Raw genomic sequence first — 14024 nt, 5'->3', positions numbered from 1 at the left:
ACCCGGGCGAACGGAGGAGCTGTGGTCACCCAGATCGAGAACTACGACCAGGTCGACGTGTTCATCGGCCTCGACGTCGGCAAGGGCGAGCACCACGCGGTCGCTCTGGACCGGGCCGGGAAGAAGCTATACGACCGACCCCTGCCCAACGACGAACGCCGACTCAGAGCGGTGCTCGCCGACCTGCAGGGGCACGGCGTGGTGCTTTTGATCGTCGATCAGCCGGCAACGATCGGCGCGTTGCCGGTCGCGGTCGCGCAAGCCGCAGGCGCGCTGGTTGGATATCTGCCGGGACTGGCGATGCGACGCATCGCAGACCTTCACCCAGGCGAAGCGAAGACCGACGCGAGGGACGCGGCGATCATCGCGGAGACCGCGCGGACGATGCCGCACACCCTGCGGTCGATCCAGGTCACCGACGAGCAGGTCGCGGAACTATCGATGCTCTGCGGCTTCGACGACGACCTCGCCGCCCAGATCACCCAAGTCGGCAACCGCGTCCGTGGGCTGCTCACCCAGATCCATCCCGCACTGGAACGCGCCATCGGGCCACGGCTCGATCACCCCGCGATCCTCGACCTCCTGCAGCGATACCCCTCACCGGCCGCGATGCGCGCCGCCGGCGAGAAACGGGTCGCTACGCGAATGCTGAAACACGCACCGCGCAAAGGTCGCGACTGGGCGCACGAGATCATTGCCGCACTCGGCGAGCAGACGGTCGTGGTCACCGGCACGAACGCGGCAGCCATGGTGGTCCCGCGACTGGCCGCGCAGCTCGCGACGTTGCGGAAGCAACGTGACGATGTCGCGGCGGAGGTCGAGAAGATGGTTGATGCGCACCCTTTTCAGCCCGTGCTGACGAGCATGCCCGGAGTCGGCGTCAGGACCGCAGCCAGAGTCCTCACCGAAGTCGCCGGCAAACACTTCCCCACCGCCGGACACCTCGCCGCCTACGCCGGCTTGGCACCCGTTACTCGAAGATCGGGGTCCTCGATCCGGGGTGAGTACTCATCGCGCCGCGGGAACAAGATCCTCAAGAACGCGATGTTTCTCTCCGCCTTTGCCGCGCTACGCGACCCCGAATCCCGCGCCTACTACGACCGCAAGATCAGCCAGGGCAAACGCCACAACCAAGCGCTGCTCGCTCTCGCCCGCCGACGATGCGACGTCCTCTACGCGATGCTCCGGGACGGGAGCCTCTACCAGCCGTCTCCGACGAGACTGGTCGCCTGAGGCACATCAACTGCAGACGCACCGCTGGGCCGCCGCCTACAGTGAGATGCAATGGTTGTCACGACAATCCGGCTTAGCGGTGGGCTACTTGTCCGCTCGCGGGACGGGATCGTGTCTAAGTCGGAGCGCGACGTATAGACCGCAGCGCCGACAGATGAGGGCCCCCGAGTCCCCCAGTGCGTGAAGTTTCGAACGCTGATAGCTTCGGCCGCAGCATGAGCACCATGGTGCGACCGCTGGCTTCGGATCGATATCGGCATTCTGCACAAGCCAGATGCTACCGGCCAGCATGCTTCGCGACTCTATGGGCTGCTCGCTCCGGGAAGACGCCAGCTGAGGCGGCGCCAGGTCTATGGCCTCGACGTGGAGAGCGTCGTATGGCGCAGGCAGTTACTGCGGGATCAGGTTGCAGACGCTGCCTGCGGAGCATTCCGCCGGGTCAAGCATCCGGCTTGCCGCAATCATGCCGACAAGTTCCGCTTCGAGTCGGGCAAGCTCTTCCTGCCGCGCACGGACCTCGGAGAGCTTCTCGGCCAGCAGGAATTCCACATGTGAGCAGGGAGCTTGTCCAGCCTCTCGCAGCTCGAGAACTCCTGCGATATCGGTCAGCTTGAGGCCGGCGGCCTGCGCAGCACGGATGAACCCTATTCGTGCGACCGTACGGTCTTCGTACGACCGGTATCCGTTGCTCTCTCGGTGGGGGGCCGGCAGCAGACCTTCGCGTTCGTAAAACCGGATGGTCTGTGTGCTGACGCCGGACATTTCGGCGAGGTCTCCGATGCGCATGTCTCCATCACACCACTTGACCTTGCATCTGACTACAACGTTTAGGGTCGGTGCATGGAAATCACGGTGCAGTACTTCGACGGCTGTCCGAACTGGGAGACCGCCGCGGAACGCGTGGCAATGATCGCCGCGGAGCGTTCTGAGCTCACGGTGAAACGTCAGCGCGTAGCCACGCAGGCGGACGCGGAAGCGCTGGACTTCCGTGGCTCCCCCACGCTTCTCCTCGACGGGGCGGCCTTGTTCCCGGCACCAGATGCGCCGCCGGGCTTGTCCTGCCGGGTCTACCTGACCCCGAACGGTCTTGCCGGATCCCCGACGCTGGAACAGTTGCGCGACGCGATCGCCCACGCGGAAGCAGCTGCGGAATGAGCGACACGTTCGACCTAATCGTGATCGGCGCGGGCATGGCGGGAATCGCTTCGGCCAACAAGTGCGCCGCGCAGGGATGGCGGGTCGGGATCGTCGACGAACTCCCCTACGGCGGAACATGCGCGCTGCGCGGCTGCGATCCGAAAAAGATCCTGCGCCGCGGCGCAGAGGTCATCGACTCAGCTCAGCTGATGAGCGGCACCGGTATCGACCAGAACGGGATGGCCCTGGATTGGCCAGCGCTGATGGAGCGGAAACGCGGCTTCACGGATCGTGTCCCGAAGCGGATGGAGAACGAACTCACCGGCAATGGCGTCACCACCTTCCACGGGCACGCCGAGTTCACCGGGGCCAACGAGCTCACCATCGACGGCACCGCCCATCGATCGGACAGGTTCCTCATCGCCTCCGGTGCGACCCCGCGCCCCCTGGACTTCCCCGGTGCCGGGAATCTCATCGACAGCACCGGGTTCCTCGATCTCGATCAGCTACCGCAAAAAATCGTGTTCATCGGCGGCGGCTTCATCTCGTTCGAATTCGCCCACATCGCCGCCCGTGCGGGCGCCGACTGCGTGATCATCGACCGAGGTTCGCGCCCGCTGCGCCAGTTCGATCCAGACCTCGTCGAACTCCTCATCAGCCGAACCGAGCAGGCCGGCATCCGTGTCCTTCGCAACACGACCGTCACCGGAATCGAAGCCACGCCGGCCGGCCACCGGGTCGGCATTGACACCACCGGCAGCGCGGGCAGCATCGACACCGGCCTCGTCGTTCACGGCGCCGGCAGGGTCCCCAACCTCGCCAGCCTGCATCTAGACGCCGCCGGGATCGCCAGCGGCCGCCGCGGCGTCACGGTCGCCCCCCACCTGCAAAGCACCACCAACCCGGCCGTGTACGCCGCCGGCGACGCCGCAGACACTCCTGGCCACCCCCTCACCCCCGTTGCCGTGTTCGAAGGCAAAGTAGCCGCATCCAACATGATCAGAGGCACCACGATCGCTCCCGACTACACCGGCGTGCCCACCACTGTGTTCACCATCCCCGAACTGAGCCGTGTCGGACTCCTCGAGCACGAAGCGGTCGAAGCCGGGCACGACATTGCGGTCCGGTTCACCGACACCAGCCACTGGTACTCCACCTACCGAGTCGCCGAAACCACCGCGGCCGCGAAGATCATAATCGACACCGCCTCCGACCGGATCCTCGGCGCACATCTCCTCGGCCTGGACTACTCCGAACTCATCAACACCTTCGGACTCGCCATCAAGCTCGGCCTCACCACCCAGCAACTCAAATCCGCCACCGCCACCTACCCGTCCCTCGGCTCCGACCTCGGATCGCTGCTCTAGAACACTTCGCTTGACTAACCACATAGGGGCACCCCCCGCCGAGACACCACATCCGCGGCGAAACCCCATCCGTCGGATGGTGCGTCGGCGCAGATACGGTGTCTCGGCGGGGCGGGGGGGGCGGCGTGGGCGGGGTGGGCGGGGGACGTAGGCTGGCGGGATGACGCAGCGCTCCCCCTGGCCCCGCGGCCGCCGCACCTGGCTCCTGGGCACGGCCGGCCTCCTCGTCGCCGGCCTGGTCGTCGGGGTGCTGCTGCAGAACTGGGTGCTCGGGCTCACGCTCGGAGTGGTCGTCTCCCTCGGCTGGCTGATCGCCTACGAGTCGTGGCGCGGGCGCAACGTCGGCGTGAACGACGACGACAAGGGCATCCAGCTCTAGCCGGGTCGCACGCCCCCGCCTCAGGCGTAGTACAGCGCGACGGGACGGCCGTCGATCTCGCGCACGTCCACGGGCAGGTCGTAGATGTCCGAGAGCAGCTCGGGCGTCATGACGGCGGATGCCGCGGCATCCGCCACGACGCGACCGTTTCGCATCGCGACGATGCGGTCGGAGTGCGTCGCGGCGAAGTTGATGTCGTGCAGCACGACGATGATGCGCTTGCCGAGGTCGTCGGCCATGCGCCGCAGCAGCCGCATGATCTCGACGGCGTGCTTGAGGTCGAGGTTGTTGAGCGGCTCGTCGAGCAGCACGTAGCGGGTGTCCTGCGCGAGCACCATGGCGATGAACGCCCGCTGGCGCTGGCCGCCCGAGAGCTCGTCGAGGAACCGGCCGCGCAGCGCATCGAGGTCGAGGTACGCGATCGCGCGCTCCACGGCGTCGCGGTCGGCGGGCCCGAGCCGCCCCCGCGAGTGCGGATAGCGGCCGAACTCCACGAGATCGGCGACGCTCAGCCGCGCGGTCAGGTGGTTGTCCTGCCGCAGCAGGGCGATCCGCCGGGCGAGCTCGCCGGGCGGGGCGGATGCCGCGGGCAGGCCGTCGATCGTGACGTGCCCGGCATCCGGGGCGAGCAGCCGCCCGACGATCCCGAAGAGCGTCGACTTGCCCGCGCCGTTGGGCCCGATGATCGACGTGACGCCGACGTCGCCGAGTGCGAGCGTCACCTCGTCGACGACGGCGGTGGTGCCATAGCGCTTGGTCACGGAGGTCAGCTCGATCATCGGGCTCCCTTTCGGAGGACGAGGAAGAGGAAGAGGATTCCGCCGGCGAACTCGATGATGACGCTCAGCGTGGTCTGCAGCGCGAAGATGCGCTCGAGCACGAGCTGCCCGCCGACGAGGCACACGAGCCCGAGCAGGATCGCGAGCGGCAGCACGTGCCGGTGCCGGAACGACCCGGCGAGGCCGTAGGCGAGGTTCGCGACGATCAGGCCGAAGAACATGATCGGGCCGACGAGCGCGGTGGATGCCGCGACCATGACCGCGACGAGCCCGAACAGCGCGGTGACCACCGCCCGGTGCCGCACGCCGAGCCCGATCGCGGTCGCCTCGCCCAGGGCGAGGACGTCGAGGACGTGCAGCAGCGGCCCGAGGGCGGCGAGCGCGAGCGCGACGATCACGAGGGTGAACACCAGCAGCTGCGGGTCGGGTCGGGAGAAGCTCGCGAAGAACGCGTCCTGCAGCACGGCGAACTCGGCGGGGTCGATCATGCGCTGCATCCACTGCGAGAGGCTGCGGAAGAACACCCCGAACACGATCCCCACGAGCAGCATGAGGTGGATGCTGCGCACCGCCCCGCCCGAACGCCGGCGCCCGCCGAACAGCCATCGGAACAGCAGCATCGCGAAGCCGGTCATGACGGCCATCTCGACGATCCACATCGTCGCGGGGTCGGCGGTCGCGAGCGCCATGGACCCGAAGACGAAGACGACGACGGTCTGGATGAGGATGTAGAGCGCGTCGAAGCCCATGATCCCGGGCGTGAGGATGCGGTTGTCGGTGATCGTCTGGAACACGACGGTCGAGGCGCCGATCGCGGCCGCGACGACGAGCATCGCCAGCACCGTGCGCCCGCGGATCTTCAGCGCGTAGTCGAGCGATCCGGGGACGTCGGTGAACAGGTACAGCCCGACGAGCACGACGACGATCGCCCCGGCGAGCGCGATGCGCGCCCACGGATGCCGCCAGAGCGCGCCGGCGCGGGCGGCCAGGCGCCGCGGCATCCGCTCGCCGGTGAGCGTGCCGGCGCGGGCGGGGGCGAGGTCAGTGCGCACGGGATCCCCTTCGAAGGAGCAGCCACAGGAAGAGCGCGGCACCCACCGTTCCGACGACGACGCCGAGCGGGATCTCGTAGGGGAAGCGCACGAGCCGGCCGATGAGGTCGCACACGAGGATGAAGCCGGCGCCCAGCAGGGCGACCCACGGCAGCGAGCGGCGCACGTTGTCGCCCCGCACGAGGCTGACGATGTTGGGCACGACGAGCCCCAGGAACGGGATCATGCCGGCCGTGACGATGACGGCCGAGGTGATCACCGCGATGATGACGAGTCCGGTCGCGACGACCCTGCCGTAGTTCAGGCCGAGGTTGGTGGTGAACTCCTTCCCGAGCCCCGCGACGCTGAAGCGGTCGGCGGCGATCCACGCGATGACCACCATGGCGGCGGCGATCCAGAGGAACTCGTAGCGGCCGCGCATGACACCGGAGAAGTCGCCCGTCATCCACGTGCCGAGCGTCTGCAGCAGGTCGAAGCGGTAGGCGAGGAAGGTCGTGACGGCGCCGATGATCCCGCCGAGCATGATGCCCACGAGTGGCACGAGCATGATCTGGCGGCTCGGCACGCGGCGCAGGATCGCGAGGAACAGCGCGGTGCCCGCGAGGGCGAACACGGCGGCGACGGCCATCTTGCCCACGAGCGGCATCCCGGGGGCGAGGAGCGTGACGGCCAGGATGCCGAGGGCCGCCGACTCCCCCGTGCTGGCCGTTCCCGGCTCGACGAACCTGTTGCGCACGATCATCTGCATGATGAGCCCCGCGATCGCCATCGCCGCCCCCGCGAGCAGCACCGCCAGCGTGCGCGGGATGCGGCTGGCGAACAGCAGCAGCGCGGCATCCGAGTCGGGGCCGCCGGCGAACAGCGCCGCGGGCGAGACGTCGGCGACCCCGACGAACACGCTCAGGGCGGCGAGGGCGGCGACGACGAGCACGGCCGCCACCCCCGCCCCGCGGCGTCGGACACGCGCCGGGGCGGGGGTGACGGCGTGGAGCACCTGCGTCAGGACAGGCCGCCCTGGATCTGGTCGATCATCGTGCCCACCGAGGTCAGGCCGCTCATGACGATGTACCAGGGGGCGGGGTCGAGGTAGACGACCTGGCCCGCCGACCATGCGGTGGTCTGCGCGACGATCTCGTTGTCGAGGATCTGCTCGGCGCTCTGCGTGCCCTCGCCGGTGGCGGCGTCGCGGTCGATGACGAAGAGCCAGTCGGGGTCGGTCTCGAGCAGGAACTCGAACGAGACGGGGTCGCCGTGCGTGGCCGCCTCGACGTCCTCGATGGCGGGGGTGACGCCCAGTTCGTCGTGCAGCCAGCCGAAGCGGGATCCGGGGCCGAACGCGGTGACCTCGCCGCCGCTCGTGAGGACGATGAGTCCGGTGCCGGCGTCGGCCGCGGCATCCTGCGTCTGGGCGATCTTGTCCTCGATCTCGGCGAGCGCGGCATCGACCTCGTCCTGCTTGCCGAAGATCTCGCCGAGCGTGCGCGTGTTCGCCTCGAAGCTGCCGAGGTAGTCGGTCCAGTCGAGCGTGAGGTCGATCGTCGGGGCGATCTCGGCCAGCTCGGGGTACGCCTCGCTCGAGCGGTTGGCCACGATGATCAGGTCGGGCGATGCCGCCTCGATCTCGGCGAAGTCGGGCTCGAAGAGGGTGCCCGCGTTGAGGTACTCGTCCCCCTCGTAGTCGTCGAGGTAGCTCGGCAGGTTGCCCTTGGCGACCCCCGTGACGTCGACACCGAGGGCGTCGAGCGTGTCGAGGCTCGCCAGGTCGAGCACGATGACGGTCTCGGGGTCGGCGGCGACCTCGGTCTGGCCCTGCGCGTGCTCGATCGTGAGGATCTCGTCCTCCGGCGCGGGGCTCTCGGACGCACCGGGGGTGCCGCTTGCGCAGCCGGCCAGCGCGACGCCGGCGGCGAGGGTGAACGAGGTCGCGATCAGGGCGCGCGAGGTTCTCATCGATTGTCTCCAGGGTTTCTCGGATGCAGGTAAGGCTTACCTAATGAAGCCGTGGGTAGGTTAGCCTAACTCCCATGAGCACGTCCAACCCCGCGACCGCCGCCTTCTCGCTGGCCCGCCGCCCGCTCGACCTGCGCTTCCGGCGCGCGGCGCTCGTGTCGCGCGAGCGCCTCGCCCCCCATTACGTGCGGGTGCGCCTGCAGGGCGAGCAGCTGCGCGACTTCGTCTCGCTGGGCGCCGACGACCACATCCGGGTGTTCTTCCCCGCCGCGCCGGTCGAGACGGTCGAGGAGATGCGCGCGGCGCCGAGCCGCGAGTACACGCCCCTCGCATGGGGCGACGACTGGCTCGACCTCGAGTTCGTCGTGCACGGCCCCCACGGCGTCGCGGGGGTGTGGGCCGACACGGCGCCCCTCGGGTCGGAGGCCGGGGTCGGCGGCCCCCGCGGCTCGATGGTGATCGAGGGTCGGCCCGACGCGTGGTTCCTCGCGGGCGACGAGACCGCGATCCCCGCGGTCCGCCGCTTCTGCGCTCAGATGGACGAGGATGCCGCGGGCCGCGTCGTCCTCGAGGTGCCCGGCGCCGCCCACGAGGTGTCGATCGAGGCCCCCGCGGGCGTCGCCGTCGAGTACGTGCACCGCGGTGCCGAGGCGCCGGGGTCGGCCCTCATCGAGCGGCTCGACGCCGTCGCCGCCGCGGAGCGCCCCGCCGGCGACGTGTTCGGGTTCGTCGCGGCCGAGCAGTCCGTCGTGCGATCCGGCCGCGCGCTGCTCCTCGATCGCTGGGGGCTCGACGCGGAGCAGATCGTCGTGAAGGGCTACTGGAAGCGCGACAGCGCGGAGTACCACGCGCCGCACTGACCGGCCCCCTTGCGGACGCCGGGGGCCGCGAGGACACTGAGCCGCCTGAACCCCTCCCTCAGCTTCCGCGACACCGCCCGTCCCGCGATGGAGTTCTACCAGAGCGTCTTCGGCGGAGAGCTGTCGGTCTCCACCTTCGGGTCGTTCGACATGGGTCAGGATCCCGCCGAGAACGACCTCGTCATGCACGCGCAGCTGGAGACCGACGAGGGCTTCACCCTCATGGCCGCCGACACCCCGAGCAGCATGCCCTACCGCGAGCCGGCGGGCTTCGCCGTCTCCGTCAGCGGCGACGACGAGGCCGTCCTCGACCGGTACTGGAATCGTCTCACCGAGGGCGGCACCGTGACGATGCCCTTCGACACGCCCCCGTGGGGCGGCCGCTTCGGCATGCTCACCGACCGGTTCGGGGTGGACTGGATGGTCGCGCTCAACGCGCCGCAGGAGTAGGCGCCGGGTCAGCGCACGACGGTGGGATCGACGGCGAGGATGCGGTCGTCCCCGTCCCGGGGATCGCCCCGGCCGTCGGTGTTGTTCGTGACGATCCACAGGGCGCCGTCCGGCGCCTCGGTCACGGCGCGGAGGCGCCCGTACGCGCCGGCGTAGTGCTCGGTCGAGATGGACGGGTCCTCCACCGGCACGGCGCGCAGCACGCGGCCGCGCAGGTTCGCGATGTAGAGGGTGTCGCCGATGACGGCGATGCCCGAGGGGCTCGCGGCATCCGTCGGCCATTCCTGCACCGGGTCGATGAAGCCGCTCGCGGCACCGCCGCTGCCCTCCACCTGCGGCCACCCGTAGTTGCCGCCGGGCTCGATGACGTTGAGCTCGTCGGCGGCGTCCTGACCGAACTCGCTCGCGAACATGCGGCCGTCCGCCGACCACGCGATCCCCTGCACGTTGCGGTGCCCCAGGCTGTAGACCGCCGAGCCCGGGAAGGGGTTGTCGGAGGGGATGTCCCCCTCCGCCGTGAGCCGGAGGATCTTGCCCGCGAGCGTGTCGCGGTCCTGCGCCGCGCCGGGCTCCCCCGCGTCTCCCGTCGCGACGTAGAGCATCCCGTCGGGGCCGAAGGCGATGCGCCCGCCGTTGTGGATGCCGGCGCGCGGCAGCCCGTCGATGATGGTCGTCGCCGCACCGAGGCCCCGCGCGCCCGCGCCGCCCTCGAGCGCGAACCTCTGCACGCGGTTGTCGCTCGCCGAGGTCGAGTACGCGTAGAGCGCGCTCTCGTCGGCGGAGACCGCGAGGCCCAGCAGGCCGCCCTCGCCGCCCGGCGCGACGCCCTGGACGATGCCGACCTCGCGGACCTCTCCCCCGGGCGCGAACTCGAGGATGCGGGCGGAATCGCGCTCGGAGACCAGCGCCGAGCCGTCGGAGAGCACGACGACCGACCACGGCGCCGACAGCCCCGTGAGCACGTCGGCCGGCTCCGCGGGCAGCATCGAGGCCGACGCGCTCGGCACCGCCGTCTGCGCCGGAGCGACCCGCGGCGTGGCGGGGTCCTCGCTCGCACCCGCGCAGCCCGTCAGCGCCAGCACGCCGAGCGTGGCCGCGAGCAGCCGCGGGGCCCCCGGCATCCGCGTCATGATCTCGCTCAGAACTCCTCGTGCGTGTCGGGGTCGCCGTCCCACAGCCGGCCGCGCTCCAGCGCCGTCAGCGCCGAGACGGCCTCGCCGTCGAGCTCGAACCCGAACACGTCGGCGTTCTCGCGCTGGCGCTCCGGGTCGGCCGACTTGGGGATCGGCGTGCTGCCGCCCTGCACGTGCCAGCGCAGCACGACCTGCGTGGGGGTGACGCGGTAGGCCTCGGCGAGGTCCTCCACGAGGGGCTCCGACAGCAGCTCGCTGCGGCGGGCGAGCGGGCTCCAGCTCTCCGTGCGGATGCCGTGGGCATCGTGGAACTCGCGCAGCTGCGTCTGCGGGAAGTACGGGTGCAGCTCCACCTGGTTGACGGCGGGCGTGACGCCCGTCTCGGCGGCGACCCGCTCGAGCATCGGGATCGTGAAGTTGGAGACGCCCACCGAACGCACGAGGCCCCGCTCCTGCAGGTCGAGCATCCCGCGGAACGTCTCGACGTAGCGGTCCACCCGCGGGTTCGGCCAGTGGATGAGGTACAGGTCGATGCGATCGAGCCCCAGTCGCTCGAGCGACTCCGCGGCGCTCGCGGTGACCTCGTCGCGGCCGTGATGGCGGCCCGGCACCTTCGTGGTCACGAGCAGCTCGTCGCGGTCGAGGCCCGACCGGCGCACGGCCTCGCCGACCTCGACCTCGTTCTCGTAGTTGACGGCGGAGTCGAGCAGGCGATACCCGCCCTCGATCGCGGCGACCATCGCGTCGATCCCCTCCTCTCCGCGCAGGTTGTACGTGCCGAGCCCGAGCTGGGGAAACCACGTGCCGTCGTTGAGCGTGACCTGAGGGATGCTGACCATGCCTCCATCCTCCCCCCGAACGCCCCCGCGGCGAACGCCCTTGACACTTCCGCACGCCGCGGTTCGGCCGCACGCCGCGCTTCGGCCGCCCGCCCCCGTCGCCGATCCTCTGCTCGGCAGAGGGGTATTGCCGGGCAGAGGACCGAATCCGCCGAATGCGCCCTCTCCTCGGCATCCACCCTCTGCTCGGCAGAGGAATCTCCCGAAGGAGGCCCTGAGGAACCCTCCCGGAGGAGGCCCTGAGGCGGCGCTTGCCCGGGATCGCCCCCGACAGGGCCCGGAGATATATTGAAGCCGGTGACGACACCCCTTCCCCAGCCGTCCCGACCGCCCGCCGCCGAGCCCGCCGGGCCCGCCATGAGCCTGAGCGGGCTGGTGAAGCGCTTCGGCGACAAGCTCGCCGTCGACCGGCTGAGCCTCGAGGTGCCGGCCGGGTCGTTCTACGGGCTCGTCGGCCCGAACGGTGCCGGCAAGACCACGACCCTGTCGATGGCGACGGGCCTGCTCCGGCCCGACGCGGGCACGGCGACGATCCACGGCGTGGATGTCTGGGCCGACCCCGTCGCGGCCAAGGCGATGATCGGCAACCTGGCAGACGGCATCCGCCTGTTCGACCGCCTCACCGGTGAGCAGCTCGTGACGTACACGGGGATGCTGTTCGGCCTCGACCGCGCCGAGGTCGCGCGCCGCACCGCCGACCTGCTGCAGATGATGGACCTCACCGCCGCCGCGGGCACCGCCGTGGTGGACTACTCCGCCGGCATGACGAAGAAGATCGCGCTCGCGTGCGCCCTCGTGCACGCCCCGCGCCTGCTGGTGCTGGACGAGCCGTTCGAGTCGGTCGACCCCGTGTCCGCCGCCAACATCGAGGACATCCTCCGCGCCTACACGCGCGACGGCGGCACCGTGATCGTCTCGAGCCACTCGATGGACCTCGTGCAGCGCATGTGCGACCACGTCGCCGTCCTCGCGGCGGGGCGGGTGCTCGCGGCGGGCACCGTGGCCGAAGTCCGTGGCGAGGCGACCCTGCAGGACCGCTTCGTCGAGCTCGTCGGCGGACGCCACCACACGGAGGGCCCGGCGTGGTTGCGACTCTCCTGAGGCTGCGCTGGCGCGTACTCGCGAACACCCTCTCCACCTCCGTCTGGCAGCTGATCGGCTTCATCGTCGGCTCGCTGTGGGCGGCCGGGGTGCTGTTCATGGTGGGGGTCGCCCTGTTCTTCCTCGGCGGCGCGGGGGCCGAGACGACGCGGGCGGCGATCATCGGCGGCGGCGCGCTGCTGACCCTCGGCTGGGTGCTCGCGCCCATCTTCGCGGCGGGCCTCGACACGACCCTCGATCCGTCACGCCTCGCACCCTTCCCCATCGGCACGGAGCGCATGATGCTCGCGCTCACGGCGGCGGGACTCACGGGCGTGCCGGGCATCGCGACGACGCTGGCGGCTCTTGCCACCTTCGCCGCCTGGTGGCGGTGGCCGCTCGCCGCACTGGCAGCCGTCGTGGCGGTACCCGTCGGTGTGCTCGTCTGCGTCGTGGCATCGCGCACCCTCGGCACGCTCTCGACGAGCGTGACGGGGGGCCGCCGCACGCGCGAGATCATCGGCGCCGTCGTCTTCGCCCTGCTCGTGCTCGCGGGACCGATCGCGATCGGCGCGCAGGCGCTGGTCTCGGCGGTCGCGGATGCCGCGGGCACCTCGGCGGGCGCGACGATCCTGCGCGTCGTCGAGGTCGCGTCGTGGACGCCCGTCGCCGCGGCGTGGGCCGTTCCCGGCGATGTCGCGATCGGCGCGTGGATCCCCGCGGTGGCCAAGCTCGCGATCGCCGGGGCGACCCTCGCCGTGCTCTGGCTGCTGTGGCGGCGCAGCCTCGCGGCATCCCTCGTCGCCCCGCCGGCCCGCGCCGCACGCACCGTCGCCGCGGGCAGGCTCGGCTGGTTCGGCCGCATGCCCACGGGTCCGGTGGGCGCCGGCTGGGCGCGCTCGCTGACGTATTGGCTGCACGACCCGCGCTACCTGCGACAGCTGCTGTTCGTGCCGCTCCTGCCGGTGCTCGTGTGGGTGTGGACGCAGGGGGATGCCGCGCACCCCGCCCTCCTGTTCTCCGCTCCGCTCATCGCGTTCTTCCTCGGCATCGTGCCCTACGCCGACGTGTCCTACGACGGCACCGCCTTCGGCACGCTGCTCGCGACGGGGGTGCGGGGCCGCGCCGAGCGGGCGGGACGGATGCTGGGGGCCGCGACCGTCGGCCTGCCCGTCGTGGTCGCTGCGGCGCTGCTCACCTCCGGCATCAGCGGGCGGTGGGACCTGCTGCCCGCGATCCTCGGCGCGGCGTACGGCATGCTCATGACGGCATACGGCATCTGCGCGGTGACGTCGGCGTGGCTGACGGTGCCCGTTCCGGCGCCCGGCGACAGCCCGTTCAAGCGGGTTCCGGGCGCGACGTTCCAGGTGTTCCTGGCCTTCCTCGTGATCTGGATCGTCGCGGCGGCGCTGGCCGCACCCGAGGTCGTGCTCGCGATCCTCGAGGCGGTGCTCGGTGGCGGCTCGTTCGGCTGGGCGGCCCTGGCGTCGGGCCTCGTGCTGGGCACGGCGCTGTTCGTCGCCGGCATCCTCGTGGGCGGCCGCATCCTCGACCGCACCGCGCCCGACCTGCTGCTGCGCCTGCGGGCCGTCCGCTCGGGCTGAGCGGGGCGCGCGCCGCCGTTCCGCACCCCCTTCACCCCCTCCCCCCGCACCCGGAAGAGGACTTCGCGCCGGCATGAGGACTCTTCGCGAAGAAAAGTCCTCACGCGGCGGCGAAGTCCTCACGCGGATGCCGCGGCGCACCCCAAACCCCGAATCCCGGC

General features: G+C 70.7%; 15 protein-coding genes. 8 read left to right on the top strand and 7 right to left on the bottom strand.

The genetic code is table 11. The features are described from left to right. Window positions 1–33: 33 nt before the first annotated feature. A complete protein-coding gene (locus ACIGCK_RS02010; protein WP_396663986.1) occupies window positions 34–1233 on the top strand; it encodes an IS110 family transposase in 1200 nt (399 codons plus the stop codon). Between the two features lie 390 nt (window positions 1234–1623). Here the strand turns inward: ACIGCK_RS02010 and ACIGCK_RS02005 are convergent, their stop codons facing one another. Beyond that, on the bottom strand, window positions 1624–2019 hold the full coding sequence (locus ACIGCK_RS02005; RefSeq protein ID WP_071044126.1) for a heavy metal-responsive transcriptional regulator: 396 nt from the start codon (window positions 2017–2019) through the stop codon (window positions 1624–1626). A 54-nt stretch (window positions 2020–2073) separates the two neighbouring features. Here ACIGCK_RS02005 and ACIGCK_RS02000 point away from each other — a divergent pair, with 54 nt between their 5' ends. The 3 genes from ACIGCK_RS02000 (at window position 2074) to ACIGCK_RS01990 (ending at window position 4116) form a co-directional block, all read left to right on the top strand. Continuing rightward, entirely contained in the window at window positions 2074–2388 is a 315-nt protein-coding gene (locus ACIGCK_RS02000) for a thioredoxin family protein (protein WP_071044127.1), read from the top strand. After that, entirely contained in the window at window positions 2385–3737 is a 1353-nt protein-coding gene (locus ACIGCK_RS01995; protein ID WP_322604149.1) for an NAD(P)/FAD-dependent oxidoreductase, read from the top strand. Before ACIGCK_RS02000 ends, ACIGCK_RS01995 begins: the two co-directional genes overlap by 4 nt. Window positions 3738–3897: 160 nt before the next feature. Then, entirely contained in the window at window positions 3898–4116 is a 219-nt protein-coding gene (locus ACIGCK_RS01990; RefSeq protein ID WP_396663392.1) for a hypothetical protein, read from the top strand. Window positions 4117–4136: 20 nt separating this feature from the next. Here the strand turns inward: ACIGCK_RS01990 and ACIGCK_RS01985 are convergent, their stop codons facing one another. From ACIGCK_RS01985 to ACIGCK_RS01970, 4 genes are read right to left on the bottom strand one after another with little or no spacing between them, the layout of a single operon-like run. Continuing rightward, a complete protein-coding gene (locus ACIGCK_RS01985; RefSeq protein WP_396663390.1) occupies window positions 4137–4895 on the bottom strand; it encodes an ABC transporter ATP-binding protein in 759 nt (252 codons plus the stop codon). After that, window positions 4892–5947, bottom strand: coding sequence for an iron chelate uptake ABC transporter family permease subunit (locus ACIGCK_RS01980; RefSeq protein WP_396663389.1), 1056 nt, complete (start codon window positions 5945–5947; stop codon window positions 4892–4894). The genes ACIGCK_RS01985 and ACIGCK_RS01980 overlap by 4 nt, the downstream gene beginning before the upstream one ends. Continuing rightward, window positions 5937–6941: an ABC transporter permease gene (locus tag ACIGCK_RS01975; RefSeq protein ID WP_396663388.1), complete on the bottom strand. Its 1005-nt coding sequence runs from the start codon at window positions 6939–6941 to the stop codon at window positions 5937–5939. Before ACIGCK_RS01975 ends, ACIGCK_RS01980 begins: the two co-directional genes overlap by 11 nt. A gap of 5 nt (window positions 6942–6946) precedes the next feature. Then, window positions 6947–7897, bottom strand: coding sequence for a siderophore ABC transporter substrate-binding protein (locus ACIGCK_RS01970; protein ID WP_396663386.1), 951 nt, complete (start codon window positions 7895–7897; stop codon window positions 6947–6949). A gap of 74 nt (window positions 7898–7971) precedes the next feature. Here ACIGCK_RS01970 and ACIGCK_RS01965 point away from each other — a divergent pair, with 74 nt between their 5' ends. After that, complete coding sequence (locus tag ACIGCK_RS01965; RefSeq protein ID WP_396663384.1) at window positions 7972–8757, top strand: siderophore-interacting protein; 786 nt, start codon at window positions 7972–7974, stop codon at window positions 8755–8757. Between the two features lie 36 nt (window positions 8758–8793). Beyond that, window positions 8794–9207 carry a VOC family protein gene (locus tag ACIGCK_RS01960; protein WP_396663984.1) on the top strand — a complete coding sequence of 138 codons (414 nt, stop codon included), beginning with the start codon at window positions 8794–8796 and terminating at the stop codon, window positions 9205–9207. A gap of 8 nt (window positions 9208–9215) precedes the next feature. Here the strand turns inward: ACIGCK_RS01960 and ACIGCK_RS01955 are convergent, their stop codons facing one another. Together ACIGCK_RS01955 and ACIGCK_RS01950 are read right to left on the bottom strand one after the other, a co-directional pair. Beyond that, window positions 9216–10328, bottom strand: coding sequence for a PQQ-dependent sugar dehydrogenase (locus ACIGCK_RS01955; RefSeq protein ID WP_396663382.1), 1113 nt, complete (start codon window positions 10326–10328; stop codon window positions 9216–9218). 17 nt (window positions 10329–10345) lie between these two features. Then, complete coding sequence (locus ACIGCK_RS01950; protein WP_396663380.1) at window positions 10346–11179, bottom strand: aldo/keto reductase; 834 nt, start codon at window positions 11177–11179, stop codon at window positions 10346–10348. 357 nt (window positions 11180–11536) lie between these two features. Between ACIGCK_RS01950 and ACIGCK_RS01945 the strand changes: the two genes are divergently transcribed. Continuing rightward, on the top strand, window positions 11537–12280 hold the full coding sequence (locus ACIGCK_RS01945; RefSeq protein WP_396663982.1) for an ABC transporter ATP-binding protein: 744 nt from the start codon (window positions 11537–11539) through the stop codon (window positions 12278–12280). Next, window positions 12262–13863, top strand: a complete 1602-nt coding sequence (locus ACIGCK_RS01940) for a hypothetical protein (protein WP_396663379.1) — start codon at window positions 12262–12264, stop codon at window positions 13861–13863. Before ACIGCK_RS01945 ends, ACIGCK_RS01940 begins: the two co-directional genes overlap by 19 nt. Window positions 13864–14024 lie beyond the last annotated feature (161 nt).

This window comes from Microbacterium sp. NPDC078428 (assembly GCF_044542535.1).
Taxonomy (GTDB): domain Bacteria; phylum Actinomycetota; class Actinomycetes; order Actinomycetales; family Microbacteriaceae; genus Microbacterium; species Microbacterium limosum.
This window is presented reverse-complemented; position numbering and strand designations above follow the sequence as displayed.